Origin of the sequence: Amycolatopsis azurea DSM 43854, assembly GCF_001995215.1 — a bacterium.
In the GTDB taxonomy this organism is placed as follows: domain Bacteria; phylum Actinomycetota; class Actinomycetes; order Mycobacteriales; family Pseudonocardiaceae; genus Amycolatopsis; species Amycolatopsis azurea.
In genome coordinates this window covers 46,955-63,731 of sequence record NZ_MUXN01000020.1, presented here as the reverse complement: position 1 = coordinate 63,731, position 16,777 = coordinate 46,955, and the positions used below count along the sequence as shown (strand labels likewise).

Annotated in this window: 17 protein-coding genes; all 17 read right to left on the bottom strand. The window is 70.0% G+C overall.

What is annotated here, in order from left to right; translation table 11 throughout:
• Positions 1-57: 57 nt before the first annotated feature.
• Positions 58-1,377 carry an acyltransferase family protein gene (locus B0293_RS25505; protein ID WP_005155542.1) on the bottom strand — a complete coding sequence of 440 codons (1,320 nt, stop codon included), beginning with the start codon at positions 1,375-1,377 and terminating at the stop codon, positions 58-60.
• 358 nt (positions 1,378-1,735) lie between these two features.
• The gene (locus B0293_RS25500; RefSeq protein ID WP_005155541.1) at positions 1,736-3,406 is read right to left on the bottom strand and encodes a (2,3-dihydroxybenzoyl)adenylate synthase; all 1,671 of its coding nucleotides are present in this window, start codon (positions 3,404-3,406) and stop codon (positions 1,736-1,738) included.
• 23 nt (positions 3,407-3,429) lie between these two features.
• Positions 3,430-6,207 (bottom strand): cytochrome P450, encoded by a 2,778-nt coding sequence (locus B0293_RS25495; RefSeq protein WP_005155540.1) that lies wholly within the window; start codon positions 6,205-6,207, stop codon positions 3,430-3,432.
• Between the two features lie 11 nt (positions 6,208-6,218).
• Complete coding sequence (locus B0293_RS25490; RefSeq protein WP_005155539.1) at positions 6,219-6,947, bottom strand: class II aldolase/adducin family protein; 729 nt, start codon at positions 6,945-6,947, stop codon at positions 6,219-6,221.
• Positions 6,944-7,066 (bottom strand): hypothetical protein, encoded by a 123-nt coding sequence (locus B0293_RS44710; protein WP_005155538.1) that lies wholly within the window; start codon positions 7,064-7,066, stop codon positions 6,944-6,946. Before B0293_RS44710 ends, B0293_RS25490 begins: the two co-directional genes overlap by 4 nt.
• Positions 7,063-7,695 carry a 2-hydroxychromene-2-carboxylate isomerase gene (locus tag B0293_RS25485; protein ID WP_005155537.1) on the bottom strand — a complete coding sequence of 211 codons (633 nt, stop codon included), beginning with the start codon at positions 7,693-7,695 and terminating at the stop codon, positions 7,063-7,065. The genes B0293_RS44710 and B0293_RS25485 overlap by 4 nt, the downstream gene beginning before the upstream one ends.
• Entirely contained in the window at positions 7,692-8,612 is a 921-nt protein-coding gene (locus B0293_RS25480; RefSeq protein WP_005155536.1) for a thioesterase family protein, read from the bottom strand. The genes B0293_RS25485 and B0293_RS25480 overlap by 4 nt, the downstream gene beginning before the upstream one ends.
• The gene (locus B0293_RS25475; RefSeq protein WP_005155535.1) at positions 8,609-9,406 is read right to left on the bottom strand and encodes an alpha/beta fold hydrolase; all 798 of its coding nucleotides are present in this window, start codon (positions 9,404-9,406) and stop codon (positions 8,609-8,611) included. Before B0293_RS25475 ends, B0293_RS25480 begins: the two co-directional genes overlap by 4 nt.
• Positions 9,403-10,251, bottom strand: a complete 849-nt coding sequence (locus B0293_RS25470; protein WP_005155534.1) for a beta-ketoacyl synthase N-terminal-like domain-containing protein — start codon at positions 10,249-10,251, stop codon at positions 9,403-9,405. Before B0293_RS25470 ends, B0293_RS25475 begins: the two co-directional genes overlap by 4 nt.
• The gene (locus B0293_RS25465) at positions 10,248-11,363 is read right to left on the bottom strand and encodes a beta-ketoacyl synthase N-terminal-like domain-containing protein (protein ID WP_005155532.1); all 1,116 of its coding nucleotides are present in this window, start codon (positions 11,361-11,363) and stop codon (positions 10,248-10,250) included. Before B0293_RS25465 ends, B0293_RS25470 begins: the two co-directional genes overlap by 4 nt.
• Positions 11,341-12,453, bottom strand: a complete 1,113-nt coding sequence (locus tag B0293_RS25460; protein ID WP_039917365.1) for a beta-ketoacyl synthase N-terminal-like domain-containing protein — start codon at positions 12,451-12,453, stop codon at positions 11,341-11,343. Before B0293_RS25460 ends, B0293_RS25465 begins: the two co-directional genes overlap by 23 nt.
• A complete protein-coding gene (locus B0293_RS25455) occupies positions 12,450-13,655 on the bottom strand; it encodes a beta-ketoacyl-[acyl-carrier-protein] synthase family protein (protein ID WP_005155529.1) in 1,206 nt (401 codons plus the stop codon). Before B0293_RS25455 ends, B0293_RS25460 begins: the two co-directional genes overlap by 4 nt.
• A gap of 3 nt (positions 13,656-13,658) precedes the next feature.
• On the bottom strand, positions 13,659-13,913 hold the full coding sequence (locus B0293_RS25450; protein ID WP_005155526.1) for an acyl carrier protein: 255 nt from the start codon (positions 13,911-13,913) through the stop codon (positions 13,659-13,661).
• 29 nt (positions 13,914-13,942) lie between these two features.
• Positions 13,943-14,407, bottom strand: a complete 465-nt coding sequence (locus B0293_RS25445) for a 3-hydroxyacyl-ACP dehydratase FabZ family protein (RefSeq protein WP_005155525.1) — start codon at positions 14,405-14,407, stop codon at positions 13,943-13,945.
• Complete coding sequence (locus B0293_RS25440) at positions 14,404-14,790, bottom strand: polyketide synthase dehydratase domain-containing protein (RefSeq protein WP_005155523.1); 387 nt, start codon at positions 14,788-14,790, stop codon at positions 14,404-14,406. The genes B0293_RS25445 and B0293_RS25440 overlap by 4 nt, the downstream gene beginning before the upstream one ends.
• Positions 14,787-15,527 carry a 3-oxoacyl-[acyl-carrier-protein] reductase gene (gene fabG / locus B0293_RS25435; protein ID WP_039917226.1) on the bottom strand — a complete coding sequence of 247 codons (741 nt, stop codon included), beginning with the start codon at positions 15,525-15,527 and terminating at the stop codon, positions 14,787-14,789. Before fabG ends, B0293_RS25440 begins: the two co-directional genes overlap by 4 nt.
• Before the next feature lie 37 nt (positions 15,528-15,564).
• Positions 15,565-16,776, bottom strand: a complete 1,212-nt coding sequence (locus B0293_RS25430) for a CaiB/BaiF CoA transferase family protein (RefSeq protein WP_005155520.1) — start codon at positions 16,774-16,776, stop codon at positions 15,565-15,567.
• Position 16,777 lies beyond the last annotated feature (1 nt).

The following is a 16,777-nucleotide window of genomic DNA, read 5'->3' as shown; positions in this document are numbered from 1 at the left end:
AAACGGCCTGGCGTCCGCGGGCGGCGGACGCCAGGCCAGAGGGTCCGATGGCGAGTACTACGCCGGGACCGATTCCTCACGCGGCCGCGGCAGGGTGGCCGCCTTGCGGGCGGCGCGGCGCTTGATGACGCGCTCGCCCCAGTTCATCAGCGGCCGTTCGAGCAGGTAGTACGAGATCGTCGACAGGATGATCGTGCCGACCAGGGTGACCAGCTGCAGCTCCCAGAACCCGGTGCCCGCCCGGATCAGCATCAACGGCATCGGTTCCCCGTTGAAGTAGGCGTTCGGTTTCTGCAGGTAGAAATGCATCACCGCGAACTGCCACAGATAGACGCCGTAGGAGATCTTGCCGATGAACAGGATCACCCGGTTGGTGAACACGGCCCGGATCAGGCGCGACTCGGGTCCTGGCGCGACCATCGAAAGCAACAGGCTCGCCGAGAGGATGGCCAATAGGCCGTAGAAAATCCCTAGTGCGGTGAGACTGTAGTAGTCGTCCATGCCGATTTCACTGCCGGGACGGGCACAGTTGATCAGCAGGCAGGTCAGCGCGATGCCCAGGAACAGGACGCGGTGACGGCCGGCGAAGGTGAGCAGCTTGGGCGCCTCGTTCGGCGCGGCCTTCTGCAGTTCCAGCCAGATCGCGATGATCATGCCGATCGCGACCTCCGGCATCAGGCCCATCGGGTACCAGAACAGCGCACGGGTGCCGAGACCGTTCATCTGCGAGTACAGCAGCCAGGCGATACCGGCCGCGAACAGGATCGGCACGGGGAGCATCATCCGGTACGCGCGTGCCCGCGCGGTCTGGCCGCGGGAGGCGAACTTGAAGGTCGCCCAGGCGAGCAGCGGCAGCAGGAGATAGAACTGCGCCATGTCCGGCACGGTCCAGGTGATCTCCATGCCGTTGCTCCAGCCGTCCCAGTCGTAGATGTGCAGCAGTGCCATCGGACGGAGGACGTCCCACACGCTGTCGATCTGCTGGAGGTTCAGCGCGATGAGGACCACGAAGTACATCGCGTAGTACGCGGGGAGCAGGCGCAGCACACGGCGGATGACCGTGCCTTCGCGTTTGCGCGGGGTTCCGTTGATGATCGACTTCGCGAACCCCTGATAGACGAACATGCCGGTGAGCACGAAGAAGACACCGGCGAAGATCTGCAGACCGCCGGTGAAGAATCCACCGACCGCGCTGGTCGACGCGATCGTGCCGCCGAGTTCCTTGGTGCCCAGCACTCCCGCGATCATCGCGACGTGCGTGAAGAGCAGTGCCAGCGCGCAAAGCCCGCGCAAGCCGTCGACCGCGAGATAGCGTTGTTTGGCCGGCTTTTCCGCGGCTGCGGGCGGCCCGCCTTTCCGCGTTGTGGTAACGCTCATTTGTGCGTCCTTTCTCCCAAAAGCGATGGGGTGAACCGCGCTCGAGCCTTTCCACGCCACGCGGCGGAACCCAGACCGATGTCCGTCTGCCCCACTAGCTTCGCACCGCGATATGGGCTCCGTCTTATCCCATTCTGCGAGTCTTTTCGGGCTTTCCGGGTACGTGCGGTCCACGCGTGAAGGCCCCCTTGCCTCGGCTGAGCCGAGGGAAGGGGGCCTTCACGCGCTTCAGGTAGGTGAGGGGGCGTGGGCGGCGGTGTTGCGAAAGCCACTTTCGCAACGTTGAAGGTTGCGAAAGTGGCTTTCGCAACACCGCCGACCCGCCAGGCCAAGGGGGTCGTAAAGCCGGCTTCGGGTCTCAGGCGGCTTCTTCCTCCAGCCGCCGCGCGATGTCCGCCCGCAGGACCTTCTTGTCGATCTTCCCGATCGGGGTGCGCGGCATCGCGTCGACGATCACCAGCCGCTCCGGCAGTTTGAACCGGGCGACCCCCGCCGTCTCCATGACGTCGATGACGTCCCGCAGCTCGACCGAGGTGCCGGGCATCGGCACGACGTAGAGGCAGCCGCGCTCGCCGAGTACCGGATCCGGCATCGCGACCGAGGCCGCCATCTCCACCGAATCGAGCTGGTAGGCGAAGGATTCGACCTCCTCGGCCGCGATCTTCTCGCCACCGCGGTTGATCACGTCCTTGGTGCGCCCCTCGACGACGACGTAGCCGTCCGGGCGCAGCCGCACGAGGTCACCGGTGCGGTACCAGCCGTCCGGGGTGAAGGCGCGCTGGTTGTGCTCGGGCGCGCGGTAGTACCCGCGGATCGTGTACGGGCCGCGGGTGATCAGCTCGCCCTGCCCGTCCGGCGGGACCGGGTTCCCGTCGGGGTCGACCACCCGCAGCTCGTCGGCCGGGTTGATCGGGCGGCCCTGGGTGTCGCAGGTGACGTCGAACGGGTCGTCCAGCCGGGTGAGGTTGGTGAGCCCCTCCGCCATGCCGTAGCCCTGCTGCAGCGTGCAGCCGAACACCGAGCTGATCTGACGCACCAGCTGGTCCTGCAGCCGCGCGGCGCCCAAGGTCAGCACCTCGAACGACGAAAGATCGTGGTGCTGGTCGGCTTCGCGGTACTCCAGCCAGCGCACCACGATCGCCGGTACCACCGACGTCACCGTGGCGCGTTCGGCTTCGATCGCGCCCAGCGAGTCCCGAGGGGACGGCGACGGCGAGACGACCACGCGGCCGCCGGCCCAGAGCACGCCGAGGATCGCGCTGAGCGGGTAGTTGTGCCCGAACGGCAGCACGGCGAGATACACCGACGAAGCGGAGAAACCGAAGGCGTCGGCGGATCCGTCGACGTAGCAGGCGTAGTCGTCGTGGGTACGCGCGATGAGCTTCGGCAAACCCGTGGTACCACCGGAAAGGATCAGCAGCGCGACCGAACGCGGGTCTGGCGCCAGCGTGTCCAGCTCCGTGCGCGCCGACCCGGCGTCCGGGGCCGGGGCGCACAGCGCGCGCAGGTCCACGTTGCCTTCACGAGCCTCACCGGCGACGATGACGTGCTCGATCGTCTCGGCACCGGCGGCGATCTCCGCCGCCAGTTCCTGGTGGTCGAAGTCCTTCACGCGATCCGGCACGGCGATCGCGCGGGCCTCGGACAGTTCGGCCAGATAGGACAGTTCGTGCCTGCGGTGCTGGATCAGCGCCATCACCGGGATCACGCCGAGCCGGAAGCACGCCAGCGTCAGCACGACGAATTCCCAGCCGTTGGGCAGCTGGACGAGCAGCCGGTCGTCCGGCCGGAGCCCCAGCGCGCGCAGACGCTGGGCGGCACCGTCCACACGGGACAGAAGCTCGCCATAGGTCAGCCGGAAGTCGCCATCGGTCAGGGCCTCGGAATCCGGAGTCGCGTCGGCGGCGGCCACGATTCGCGAGGCGAGTGCCTGGCCCTTCCAATGGCCTTCGGCGACGTAGCGCGCGACCAGGTCGGCGGGCCAGGGGACGGTCCCCGCTCGGCTCGGCTGGACAGGTTTCGAGGGCACGACGGCCTCCCTTTCTCGTGAAGTCACCCGAAGCTCGCGGGCATGCTCTTGGCGCCGTTGACGAAGTTCGACTCGAGCCGGGTCACCGGCCCGGTCAGGCGCAGCCGGGACAGATGCGGCAGCAGTTCGGTCAGCAGCGTCGACATCTCCAGCCGGGCCAGGTGCGCGCCGAGGCAGAAATGCGGGCCGATACCGAAGGACAGGTGAGGATTGGGATTCCGGCCGAGGTCGAGCCGGTCCGGGTCGGTGAACACGGCGGGGTCGCGGTTGGCGGAGGTGTAGTAGACGACGACCTTGTCGCCCTCGGCGATGGGCTGCCCGGCGATCTCCGTGTCCCGCAGCGCGGTGCGGCGGAACTGCATGATCGGGGTGACCCAGCGGATCAGCTCGTCGACCGCGGTGGCGACCGGCACCTCACCGGACACCAGCCGGTCGCGTTCGGCCGGGTTGGCGACGAGCGCCTCCAGCGAACCGGAGATCAGGTGCCGGGTGGTTTCGTTGCCCGCGACCACCAGCAGCAGCCAGAAGCTGCAGAACTCCCTGTCGCTCAGGTGTTTCCCGTCGACCTCGGCGTTGACCAGCCTGCTGATCAGGTCGTCGGTCGGGTTCTCGCGCCGGGACATGCCGAGCTTCATCGCGTAGGCGAACGCTTCGGCGAAGGTCCGCCGGTAGGTGTCGACGTCGCCGCCGCCGAACTCCGGGTCGTCGAAGCCGACCAGCGCGTTGCCCCAGCGGTAGAGCAGGTGCCGGTCCTGCGGCGGGACCCCGAGCAGATCGCACAGGACCAGCAGCGGCAGTTCCGCGGCGAACTCGGCGACGGCGTCGAACTCCCCCGCCGCGGTGACCTTCTCCACCAGCCGCCGGGCGTGCCCGGCGATGCTGTCGCCCAGCCCGCGGACCGACTTGGGCGTGAACACGGTCGCGACCAGGCGGCGGATCCGGACGTGCTCGGGGCCGTCCATGCTGACCAGCAGCTGGCGGGTCTGCTTGAGGTCGCCCGGCGTCCGCGGGTCGGGCAGGAAGGCGCCCTTGGCCGCCGACGAGAACTCCTCCGGCCGCCGCGACACCGCGTAGACGTCGTCGTAGCGGGTCACCGCCCAGTAGCCGGAGCCGCGCTGCGCGGTGCGGCCGGCGCTGGAATGCCGGGTCAGCAACGGTTCCGGGGTCCAGGCCACCGGTTCGGTCTCGCGGCGGCGGGCGAACTCCCCGTGCGGCACCCCGGCGGCGAACGTCACCGGATGCGCGATGTCGGGCCGTCCTATCCCGATCGCGGTGAAGCTCTCGCGCAGCACGTCCTTGCGGAGCTTGCCGGTCGCCTCCCGAGGGAGCCGCTCGATGACGTGGTACGACCTCGGGGTCTTGAAGCCCGCCAAAGACTTGCGGCAGAACGGGTCCAGCAGCGCGAACAGGTCCGCGGGGGCGTCTTCGGCGACCTCGACGACGGCGGCCACCCGCTCGCCGAACTCGTCGTCGGGGACGCCGATGACCGCGACGTCCCGGATCACCGGATGGTTGAGCAGCACGGCCTCGATCTCGGCCGGGTACACGTTGACCCCGCCGGAGACGATCATGTCCTGCGCGCGACCGGTGAGGTAGAGGAAACCGTCCTCGTCGAGGTGGCCGACGTCGCCGAAGGTGAAGGTGCCCGGCTCCAGATGCGCGGACCGCGTCTTCTCGGGGGCGTTGTGATACGAAAAGCTCTGACCCTTGACCCGCCGGACGAACACCCGTCCGGTCGCGCCGGCCGGCTGCGGCGTGCCGTCCTCGCCGAGGATCACGATCTCGTTCGGGGGCACGGCTTTGCCGACGCTGCCGGGGTGCGCGAGCCAGTCGCGCGAGCCGGTGAGCGTGACCGCGCCGCCCTCGGTGGCGCCGTAGTACTCCGTCAGGACGGGGCCCCACCAGTCGATCATCCGGCGCTTGACGTCCGGCGGGCACGGGCCGCCGCCGTGCCACACGCGGCCGAGGCTCGCCCCCGAGAACCGCGCGCGGACCTCCGGGGGAAGTCGCAGCAGGCGGATGAACTGGGTCGGCACGAGGTGCGCGGCGGTGATCCGCTCGCGGTCGATGACGTCCAAAGTGGACTCCGGGTCGAACGACCGGCGGATCACCAGCGTCGAGCCCAGCAACAGCCCGAGCAGCGAGAAGAACAACTGCGACGAGTGGTACCAAGGACCGTCGAGCAGGCACCGCTCGCGCGCCGGGACGTCCAGGACGACATGCGCGTATCTGGTCAGTTTCGCCACCCGGGAGAACGGCGCGCCGACGACGAAGAGACCGTTCACCACGCCCTTGGGGGCGCCGGTGGTCCCCGACGTGTACAACATCGTGGCGCCGCAGGTCTGTCCCTCGGGCTCGGCCGCGGACACGGTGGCCAGCAACGGTTCCACCGCTTCGAAGCCGGCCTGGTCCGAGGAGCCGGTGACGAACAGCGTCGCGCACCCGCCGGTGGACCGGGCCACCGCGCGTCCGGCCGTCTCGGCGTACGAGGGCTCGACGACCAGGGCCTTGCTCCCGGAATCCGAGATGATGTAAGCGATTTCCGGGTCGGTGAGATGCCAGTTGACCGGGACCACGGTGATCCCGGAGTGCAGGCACGCCAGAAGCACCTCGTAGGTCTCCCGGCGGTTTCCGAGCACACAGGCCAGCCGGTCGCCCTCGCCGAGCCCCCGGTCGCGCAGCAGGGTGATCCAGCGGTTCACCCGCTCCCCGAGCAGTGCCCAGCCGACAGCTCCCGCCTCGTCGACGATCGCGCTCCCGGCCCCGTCCTCGGCGATGTGGTCGTTCAGTAGCGTCGGCATGACCTTTCCCCTCAGTCCAGCAGATCCGGCTGCACGCGCACGAGATCGGCGTACAGCGGGCGGAAGTTGAGCCGCCCCATCCCCGGTGTGCCGATGGTCGACGCGGTGTGCCGCGCGACCCCGGGTTCGATCGGCACCGGTGTCCCGGCCGCCTCGGCGAGCAGTTGCACGTGGCACGAGCTGTCCATGGTGGTGAACCACCAGGCCGCCTCCTGCACGGTGCCGCCGACCGTGAGCAGCCCGTGGTTGCGCAGGATCACCGCCTTGCCCGTGCCGAGGCGGACCGCGATCCGCTTGCCCTCTTCGGAATCCAGCACCACGCCGCCGAACTCGTCGAAGACCTCGTGGTCCTCGTAGAACGCGCAGGCGTCCTGCGTGATCGGGTCGAGTTTGCGGCCCAGCGCCGCCCACGCGCGTCCGTAGGTGGAATGCGCGTGGGCGACCGCGACGACGTCGGGCCGCGCCGCGTGGACATGCGAATGGATGATGAACCCGGCCGGGTTGATCCTCCCGTCGCCTTCGACGACTTCGCCCCGGCTGTCGACCAGCAGGAGATCGCTGACCCGGACGTGTCCGAAGTGGACACCGAACGGATTGATCCAGAACCTCTCCGGGTCGCCGGGATCCCGCGCGGTCACGTGCCCGCCCGCGCCCTCGTCGAAACCCCGCACCGCGAACAGCCGCATGGTCGCCGCCAGGCGCTGCTTGCGGTAGAGCCGTTCCTCTTCGACGGTCCTCATCCGCAGCCGCCCGGGCTGTCCCAGTCGTAGACGGCGCCCTCGTCCAGCAGTTCGTCGGGTACGCCGTACCACTCGGACTGGGGCAGCTCGATGACCGTGGCGTCCTGTTCCTCGCTCATGCCGCACGCTCCTCTCGCGCCGCGGGCCGCCAGACCGCCAGGAACGCGTCCAGCCGGTCGAATCCCCAAAAGCGGTGACGGCCCCATTTGAAGTAGGGGATGCCGAAGATGTCGTCGAGATAGGCCTGATAGAGACAGTCGACCCCCTCGGCGCGGATCTCCGGATCGTCGACGGCGCCGACGGCGAGCTCCGGGTCGAACCCGGCCCGCTCGGCGGCGGCACGGACGATGTCGGGCTCGCAGATGTTGTCGCCGCGGCCCCAGCGCGCCTCGTTGAGCGCGTCGTAGAACGGCCACTCGACACCCTCGCGGCGCGCGCGCAGCCAGGCCAGATGCGGCAGTTCCCACCACGGCTCGATGTCGATCGGCCAGGCCATCTTGCGGCCCTGTCCTTCGGCGATCCGCTTGGTGTCCATCAGCATGTACAGATGCTTCGCGCGGCTCATCTGCACGTAGTGGAACTCGCCGCCGCGTTCGCCGAGGCCGGCGCCGGTCACCGTGTCCGGATCCCAGTACGGAAGGCACACCAGCTGTTCGAGCGCGCCGGGCACTTCGTCGCGCAACCGGTTGATCGCGAGCCAGCTGTACGGGCTGCGCAGCGAAAAGTACAGCTTGGCGGGCCGGCTCACGCCCGGTCCCCGATCAGCGCGTGCACGACACCCTCGTCCAGCTGGGCCATCCCGCCCGCGCCCGGACCGGCCGCGATGGCGTAGCCGTGCAGGATCTGCGCGGTGGCCACCGGGACCAGTTCCGATCCGCGCTGGACATAGCAGTCCATGCGGCCGTCGAACATGACCCCGCGCAGGATGTCGGTCACGGTGAACACGGTGTGCACCGTCTCCTCCATCCGCGCGTCCTCCAGCAGCCGGACGCGGGCGCGGGAGACGACCGGGATCCACGCGCGTTCGGACAGCATGCGGCCGACGGAGATGCCGCGGTCGGCGAGGTAGCGGTCGACGACCTCCTCCAGCGTCCGGACGAAACCGGAGTGCTGGACGCGGTCGGAGTAGTGGCAGTAGAAGTACGGTGCCCGCCAGGACCACAGGAACGCGCCCGGCTCGGCGGTCAGCACCGACTCGGCGGTCTCCCCGGCCGGGATGGCGATCCGCTCCACAGTGGACGTGAGCGCCGGGACCTCCAGACGCGCCAGCGCTTCGGGGGCGGCCGCGGTGGTGTCCGCCGCCCGCTCGCGGACCAGCGCGACGGTGACCTTGCCGCGCAGCACGGTGACCTTCGCGCCGTCGCGGACCACCGAGAGCTGGACGTTCAGCTTGTCGCCGCGCCCGGGGGTGACCTCGACCTCGACCTCGTCGTCGAGTTCCAGCACCGCGGGCAGCTGCACCGAGCAGTCCACGATCTCCGCGCCGAGGCCGTGCTCGAGGAAGAGGTCGCGCGCACTCGTGCCCTGGTCGCGCAGCCATTGCAGGACACCCTGCTCGACCAGGTACATGAAGTGCTTGAAACCGATCCAGGTGCGGATGTTGGCGCCCTCGAACGCGGGGCGGCCGTACGTGACGGTCGGGCTTGGCCGCAGGACTGCGGTCATCGGAGCTCACCTACCTTCGGGATGGTCCGGACGTCCTCGACGAGGCCGGTCACCTCGGCCGCGGCGTACCGGGCGTAGCGAACGTGGAAGAAGTGGTCGCCGCGTTCGTGCGTGTGCAGCGTGGCGCCCGGCATACCCGCGGCGAGCGCGATGGCGGACTCGGCGGGCAGCGTGGGGTCGAGGCCGCCGACAAGCACCTTCGTCGGGATCTCGACGTTGCCGAGCTGGAGGTCGGCGCTCGCGGCGTACCGGTCGAACACCGACGCGAAACCGAGCGGCCCGGCGCGGTTCAGCGCGATCTTGACCATGCCGTCGACGACCTCGGGGTCCAAAGTGGACGCTCGTTTGCCGAGCCGGGCGCGGACCCCCTCGCCGACGTGCGCGGTGAACGTCTCGCGCGAGCGCTCGAACATCCGCCAGGTCACCTCGTACCGGGGCAGCCGGTAGAACGGGCAGAACAACGCCACCGACGAACCGACCCGCGGATCCAGCGCGCACATCAGCTCCAGCGCGGCGTTGGCGCCGAACGAATGCGCCACGAGGACGTCCGGGGTGGTGCCGAGCAGGTCGAGGCCGTCGCCGAGCCAGTGGCCGAAGGAGCGGTTGCGCCAGCGGAAGTCGTTGCCCGCCTTCCACGGCAGCTCCAGTGAGACGACCCGGTAACCCTGGTCGAGATGCGCCGCCAGCGGCGTCCAGCTCTTCCAGTGCCCTTCCATGCCGTGGGCGAACAGCACCAGCGGCGCGCCGGGCCTGCCGGGCGAGATCGTGTGCGCCTTCACCGCTGAACCGTTCACCGGGACCCCATCTCCTCGCTGTGATCAGTGACGGCGACCGAAACAGCCGGTCCGCCGTCCGGCCGGCGCGGGCCGATGCCCACGCGGCCTTCGCCTTCCGCGACGGCGAGGTGGGCGGCGAGCGCGAGCTCCACGACCCCGTGCGCGCCGTAGAAGTCGCCCCACTGCTCCTTGACGTCGAACCCGCCAGGCCCGACCATGCGCCCGGGCAGTGGCGCGGGCTCCCCAGGCTCGACGTCGACGACGGCGTGCCCGGAGTTCTCGCGCCAGGGTTCGAGGATCACGCACGCGCTCCCCGCGCGCAGCGGTCCGTCGTGCAGGATCGAGGCGATCTCGTCGTCCGGCTCGGCCCCGACGAGCACCACCCGCGTGGCCCGGCCGGAGCGCAGCAGCAGGCTCGCCATCCGCAGTCCGGCGAGCCCGGCGGTGCCGCCGGGACACAGCATCAGGTTGGGACCGCCGAACCCGAACCACAGCGCGACCGTGCTGGCCACGACGTTCGGCGACACGTTCGGCGCGTCGAGCACGCTCACCGCGCGGCCGCCTTCCGAGTCGACCGTGCGCGTGACCTTCGCGACCGTCTCGACGTTGCCGAGATTGCTGCACGCGACCACCGCGGTACCGGTTTCGATCGGCCCGGTGACCCGTTGCCCCGGTTCGAAACCGAGGGCGCGATGCACCGCGCACAACGCGAGACGGGTCGAGGGTTCCTTGTACAGCAACCCTTTCCGACCCAGGACGGTGGCGGCCTTCTCGGGCGGCGCGCCGTCGAAACCCGCGATCCCCGGCAGGTGCAGGCTCCAGCCGGTCAGCAGCAGCCTGGTTTCCCTCTCGCGGCCGGTCATGCCCGCTCCAGCAGTGTGACGGCGTTGACCCCGCCGAAACCGAACGCGTTGACCTGCACCAGATCCGGCCGCGCGGCGACCGCGTCGCCGATGACCAGCCGTAGTCCGGCACCCTCGTCGAGGGGGTCGGTCAGGCCGGCGACGGCGGGTACCTCACCGGAGGCGAAGATCCGCAGCGCGACGTCCACGTTGACCAGGGCTGCGCTGCCCGAGGTGTGGCCCGTCGAGCCCTTGACCGCGGTGACGAGCGGGTTCCCGCCGCCACCGAGGACGACCTTGCGCAACGCGTCGCATTCGACCGGATCGTTGAGCGCGGTGCCGGTCGCGTGCGCCACCACGACGTCCACATCGGACGGTTCGCGGCCCGCGAGCGTGTAGGCGCCGGACATCGCGCGGGCGATGCCCTCGATGTCCGGTGCCGTGGCGTGGTAGGCGTCGCAGGAAAGACCGGTCGCGGCGACCCTGCCGAGCGCCGGGCCGTCCCAGTCACCGGGCACGACGACGAGCGCGGCCGCGCCCTCGCCGAGGAGCACGCCGGTGCGCTCGCGGTCGAACGGCCGCACGCGCTCGGTCGGTTCCTCGGCGACACGGCCGATCATGGCGAGCATCGACCTCGTCATCGCGTCGGTGGCGGCGACCACGACGGCGTCGCACTCGCCCAGTTCCAGAAGGTCCTGCGCGAGCGCGAGAACGTGGCCGCCCGCGCTGCACGCGTTGACGACCGTGGTCACGTCCGTGACGCCGGGCAGGGTCTCGGCCACGACGGCGGCGAAGTCCAGCCGCCCGGCGGGCACGGTCTCGCCGGTCAGCGCCAGCCGTTCCACCGCGGACAGCTCCCGCAGCCCTGTGCCGATCAGCACCGCGACCCGCCGCGTCGCGGTGTCCACACCGGACTGCGCGACGGCTTCCCTCAGACATTCAGCCAGGAGACGCCCCGCGCGGAACAGCTCGTCGCCGAGGTCGGCGTGGTAGCCGTAGGCGACGTTCAGCAGCCCGGGATCGCCGTACCGGAGCGGTGAGACACCGCAGGCACCGCGAAGCAGGCCGTCGAACGTCTCCGCGCCCGAACCGAGGCAGGTGCGCACCGCGCTACCCGCGATCAGGACCGCCATCGGCGTACCTCCTCACGATGGCGGCGCCCACGGCACCGTCCGCGCCCCGCGCGGTGAGCAGGCTCAGCCCGCCTGGTCCGGCGTCGCGCTCTTCGGCCAGCAGGACACCCAGCGCCACCGCGCCGGAGGCCGCGTCGCATTCGCCGAACAGCCGCTTGACCATGACCCGTTCCGGGCCGCGGCCGAGCGCGCGGACGATCGGTCCGTACTCGCGGCGGTCGTCGTCGTCGACCTCGCCGGTGTATACAGTGGACACTTCGGACGCGTCGGCGCCCGCCTTGGCCAGTACCCGGCTCACGCATCCGGCGAGCGCGGTTTCGGCCGCTTCACCGCCGCCCGGCCCGTAGGCCGTGGCGACCGCGAGGACACCGGCACGCCGCCGCGTGCCCGCCCACTCCGGCGTGTTCTCCTTGGCCAGCACGAACATCCCCGCCGCCTCCCCCGGGGCGACGACGTCGGTCGCCCCGGTCAGGTGGGTCGCCCACGCGCGGTGCGGGGTGAACTCCTCCACCGCGCCCGCGACGACGGCGTCGACGTGACCGCGGTCGATGGCGTTGCCGGCGTACCGGAGCACGTTGAGGAAACCGAGGGTGCCGCCCGCGATGGTGGTGTTCGCCCCGCGGAGGCCGAACCGGATGGCGACCTGCCCGGCGGCGCAGTTCATCACCGTGTTCGGGAACAGCATCGGGTTGACCAGATAGGGCTTGTCCTGCACCAGGGTCTCGCGGGTGTAGTCGCTGGTGGACTTGAAGCTGCCCAGCGAAGTCCCGAGCACCACACCGATCCGGGGCCGGGCCTCGTCGTCGAGGGACACCCCGGCTTCGCGCAGCGCCTCCTGGCAGCAGACAACGGCCAGCCCGGTGGCCCGGTCGTAGGTGCTGGTTCCCTTGCGTCCCAGGTGTTCCCTGGGGCTGAAGCTGTTGAGCACGTGCCCGTTCGACGCGGGCAGCGGCTCCTCGTAGAGATCGCCGACCTCCTGGCCCTTCTCGACCTGGTCCGTCTCGGCCAGTGCGAGCTTCTTCGCCAGCGCGTCCACGCCGACGCCCGCGGAGGTCAGCGCGCTCCAGCCGGTCACCACCACACCGCTCATTCCGGGGCTCCCAACATCACGATGGCGTTGTTGCCACCGAAGGCGAAACCGTCGTTCTGGACCACCCGGACGTCGGCCGGGCGGGCCGCGTTCGGCACCGGGTCGACCCCACCCAGTTCCGGATCGGTGGTGGTCCAGTTGACCGTGGGCGGCAGGAAACCGCGGTCGATCGCGATGGTCGAGGCGATCGCCCCGAAACCGCAGGCCGCGCCCATGGTGTGGCCGAGCATCGACTTGATCGAGCTGATCGGCGGCGGGCGCTCGCCGAAGACCTCGAGGACCGCCTTGCTCTCGACCAGGTCGTTCACCTGCGTGCCGGTGCCGTGCGCGCAGATGTAGTCCACATCGGACGGTGAGATCCCGGAGTTGCGATGCGCGATGCGCATGCACTCCGCGACCGTCGGCGCGTCCGGCGTGACCGGGTGGATGGCGTCGCAGTTGACGCCGTACCCCAGCAGTTCCGCGTAGATCGTGGCACCCCTCTTCCTTGCGTGGTCGAGGGTTTCCAAGGCCAGCACGGCGCCACCCTCGCCGGTGAGGATGCCCGCGCGGTCCTTGTCGAACGGGGTGCAGGCGTCCTTCGCCAGCGCGCCGAGCCGGAAGAACCCGGCGTGCGCCCAGCGGCACACCGAATCGGCGCCGCCGGCGAAGACGACGTCGGCCTCGCCGCCGGCCAGCAGGTCGTAGGCGTAGCCGATCGCGTAGTTGCTCGCCGAGCAGGCGGTCGCGATGGTCAGCGACTCGCCGGTCAACCCGAGTTCCTCGCTGACCGCGTTCGCCAGCCGGTTGGCGGGCAACTGGGTCAGCAGGGCCGGGTCCTGCGCGGCGAAACCGCCGTCGATGATCTGCGCCGTGAGCGCCTCCGCGACCGCGGACTCACCACTGGTGGTGCCCATGATCGCGTGGGCGCGCCCCGGCGCCACCGACGTCAGGTCGAGCCGGGCGTCGGCGACCGCCAGCTGCGCGGCGCTGGCCGCGAACTGGCTGGACCGCCCCCACCGCGCCGGGTCCACCCGGCGGAGATGAGTGCCCGGATCGAAGGTCTGGACCTCGCCCGCGTTCCGGTGCGGGAACCCGGCCGGGTCGAAGCTGGTGATGGGCGAGATCCCGGATCGGCCGGTGCGCAGCGCCTCGGCGAACGCGGCTATCCCGATCCCGATGCTCGACACCGGGCCGACCCCGGTCACGACAACGCGGGCCACGGTTCATCCCTTCTTGACGGAGTGCCGGATCAGGGCGTCGTTGACCGCCTTGAGCGTGCGCAGCTCGGGCAGCTCGGCCTGCGGGATCTCGATCTTGTACTGCTTGTCGATCCGGGCGAGGATCTCGATGGCACGGAGGGAATCGGCCTCGTAGTCGTCGATGAAGTCCCCGTTGTCCTCCAGCTCCTCGGGCTCGAGTTCGAGCACCTCGGCGACCAGCTCGCGAAGCTCCTCGAGCTGGGTGTCGGTCTGCGTCATGACGATCCTCCGATTTCGTTGTCCGGTTCTCACGCCGCGTGCCGTACGGGGCGTCGCGTCGCGGTCAGGGTGGTGACGGTCGCGATCAGGCGATCACCGACCCAGGTCCGCCCGGTGGCGAAGGCCGTGTCGGCCAGCACCGATTCCAGGCTGACCTCGTGGCGCAGCACGTCACCGGGACGGGCGGCACCCGTGAAGCGGTAGTCACGGGCACCGATGAACATCAACGTCGAGTCGTCGTCCTCGACCGGCTCACGGCCGTCGAGCCAGAGGAGCGCGGCACTCTGCCCGAACGACTCGATCATCAGCGACTTCGGGTAGTCGTACCGGTCCGCCGGGGCGCCGTCGGGAATCCCCTCGTAGCACGGCTCGGTACCGGTGACCGCCTTGATCGTGACGATCGACTCGCCGGGGATCAGTTCCAGCACCCGGTCCACCAGCAGCAGCGGATACCGCTGCGGGAGCAGGACCCGGATGTCGTGGTGTTCGGTCATTCCGCGACCTCCTCGAAGGTCGCGCGGATCTTGGCCGTCGTCGTCTCGCCGAGGGTGGCCTTGCCGGTCACGTCCCAGCCGTCGGGGGTGCGCTTCGCGGTGGCTGTCAGCACCATCCGGTCGCCGTCGAGCAGCGGCGCGAGGAAGCGGACCGACCGGACGGTGCGCAGCCGGGCGTCCGCGGCCTGGCGCATCGCCTGCTCCAGCGTCTCGATGACGAAGACGCCGGGGTAGACGGCCTGGCCGGGGAAATGCCCGCGCAGGTTGGGTTCCTTGCCGTCTACGGTGATCTGGGCGACGAGTTCGAGGTCGTCCCCCGAGGCCACGACGTCCAGCGTGTCGATCGCCCGCAGCGGCGCGGCGAAGGCGGGAATACCGGTCACAGCGTGATCCCCCCGTCGACCTGCAGCACCTGTCCGGTGATGTAGGAGGCGCGATCGGAGACCAGGAAGGCGACCAGTTCGGCGACGTCCTCGCCGGTGCCGAACCGTTTGGCCGGGATCTGCGTCAGCGCCTTGGCGCGCTGCTTGTCGCCGAGGGAACCGGTCATGTCGGTCTCGATGAACCCGGGCGCGACGACGTTGACCCGGACGCCGTGTCCGGCGACCTCCTTGGCCAGCGACTTGCTGAAGCCGATGATGCCGGCCTTGCTGGCGGAATAGGCGGTCTGGCCCGCGTGGCCGTAGACGCCGGCGACCGAGGACATGTTGACCACGACGCCGCCGCGGTTCTTCATGAACCGGAAGGCCATGGCGCGGCAGAAGTTCCAGGTGCCGGTGAGGTTCGTGGCGAGCACCGCGTGCCAGTCCTCGGCGTTGGCGAGCACCAGCGGGCTGTCCTTGGTGATGCCGGCGTTGTTGATCAGCAGGTCGATCGGCCCGAGTTTCTCCTCGGCGTCCTTGACGAATTGCTCGACGGCCGCCGAATCGGCGACGTCGCATTCCGCGAAATAGCCGGGCACGCCGATCGCGGCGATGTCCTCTTCGATTTCCGCCGACGCCGCGCTCGGTTTCGAGAAACACCCCGCGACGGCGTAGCCCTCCTGGGCCAGCCGCAGCGCCACGGCCCGGCCGATCCCTCGTGAGGCCCCGGTCACCAGGGCCCGGTGGTGCTCTGCCACGCCGCCTCCTCTGTTTCCCGCACAATTTGTTTCTATTTTATGAAGCGCGGCGCAAACTATTCTTCTCATCGTTTGCCGCGAGGTCCGCGAACACTTCGGCGGTGTCCGCGCCAGGCCGGGGAGCGCCGTGACGGACCCTCGTCGGAGTCCGGGAGAACTTCACCGCCGGCCCGACGATCGGTGCCGTGGATCCGTTGCTCAGCACCGTTTCCTGCAACATCGCGCGCGCTTGGACGTGTTCGTCGGCGACGGCTTCGGTGAGCGTGCGCACCGGCGCGGCGACGAGCCCGTTGCCGTTCAGCTCCTCCAGGGCGTCCGCGAGCGGACGTCCCGCGCACCAGCCCGAAATCATCGCGTTGATCGCTTCCCGATTGGCCAGTCTCTCGACATTCGTGCGGAATCCCTCCGCCCGGCCGAGTTCCGGCCTGCCGATGATCTCGGTGAGCGTGCGCCAATGCCGGTTGATCGCGACCGCGAGATACAAATGGCCGTCGGCGCAGGCGTAGACGTTCGCCGGGCAGACGAAATCGGTCTCGTTGCCCAGCCTCGGCGGCGGGGCGCCGGTCGCGGCGAGGGTCGGCAGCCCGCTGCTGCTGGCGAGCAGGCAGTCCACCATGGCCACGTCGACGTGCTGCCCTTCGCCGGTCTGGTTCCGGTGTGCCAGCGCGGCCAGCGCGCCGATCGCCGCGTGCAGGCCTGCCAACTCGTCGGCGAGGAACGTCGGGGCGCGGACGGGCGGCCCGTCCGGCAGGCCGTTGAGCGACATCCAGCCCGCCGCGGCCTGGATCGCCGGATCGTAGGCGGGCAGGTGCGATTTCGGGCCGTACTGCCCGAAGCCGGACACCGAAACGAACACGATGTCCTCGCGCGCCGCCCGGCAGGCCTCGTAGCCGGCGCCCCAGCCGTCCAGGGTGCCGGGTTTGTAGTTCTCGACCACGATGTCCGCCCGCGCGACCAGTTCCAGGAACCGCGCGCGATCGAGGTCGGCGCGCAGGTCCAGTCCGGCACTGCGTTTGTTGCGGTGCACGGTTTCCCGGAACCACGACAGCCCGGTGCCGGGGATGTCCGGCGGCACTTCGCCGTCGTGGCCGTCGGCGAGCTCGATCCGGACCACGTCGGCGCCCATGTCCGCCATGACGCAGGTGGCGAGCGGTCCGGACCATACCTTGGTCACGTCCAGGACGCGCACCCCCTCCAGCGGGCCCGCCGAACCGGGCCGCGCCCGGCGGAAGAACTCCTCTTCGCGCATG

Coding starts and splice junctions, on each gene's coding strand:
- B0293_RS25450 (WP_005155526.1), bottom strand. CDS start 13,913: ATGACGCAGACCGACACCCAGCTCGAGGAGCTTCGCGAGCTGGTCGCC.
- B0293_RS44710 (WP_005155538.1), bottom strand. CDS start 7,066: ATGAGCGAGGAACAGGACGCCACGGTCATCGAGCTGCCCCAGTCCGAG.
- B0293_RS25445 (WP_005155525.1), bottom strand. CDS start 14,407: ATGACCGAACACCACGACATCCGGGTCCTGCTCCCGCAGCGGTATCCG.
- B0293_RS25465 (WP_005155532.1), bottom strand. CDS start 11,363: ATGGCGGTCCTGATCGCGGGTAGCGCGGTGCGCACCTGCCTCGGTTCG.
- B0293_RS25490 (WP_005155539.1), bottom strand. CDS start 6,947: ATGAGGACCGTCGAAGAGGAACGGCTCTACCGCAAGCAGCGCCTGGCG.
- B0293_RS25495 (WP_005155540.1), bottom strand. CDS start 6,207: ATGCCGACGCTACTGAACGACCACATCGCCGAGGACGGGGCCGGGAGC.
- B0293_RS25470 (WP_005155534.1), bottom strand. CDS start 10,251: ATGACCGGCCGCGAGAGGGAAACCAGGCTGCTGCTGACCGGCTGGAGC.
- B0293_RS25460 (WP_039917365.1), bottom strand. CDS start 12,453: ATGAGCGGTGTGGTGGTGACCGGCTGGAGCGCGCTGACCTCCGCGGGC.
- B0293_RS25480 (WP_005155536.1), bottom strand. CDS start 8,612: ATGACCGCAGTCCTGCGGCCAAGCCCGACCGTCACGTACGGCCGCCCC.
- B0293_RS25505 (WP_005155542.1), bottom strand. CDS start 1,377: ATGAGCGTTACCACAACGCGGAAAGGCGGGCCGCCCGCAGCCGCGGAA.
- B0293_RS25430 (WP_005155520.1), bottom strand. CDS start 16,776: ATGCGCGAAGAGGAGTTCTTCCGCCGGGCGCGGCCCGGTTCGGCGGGC.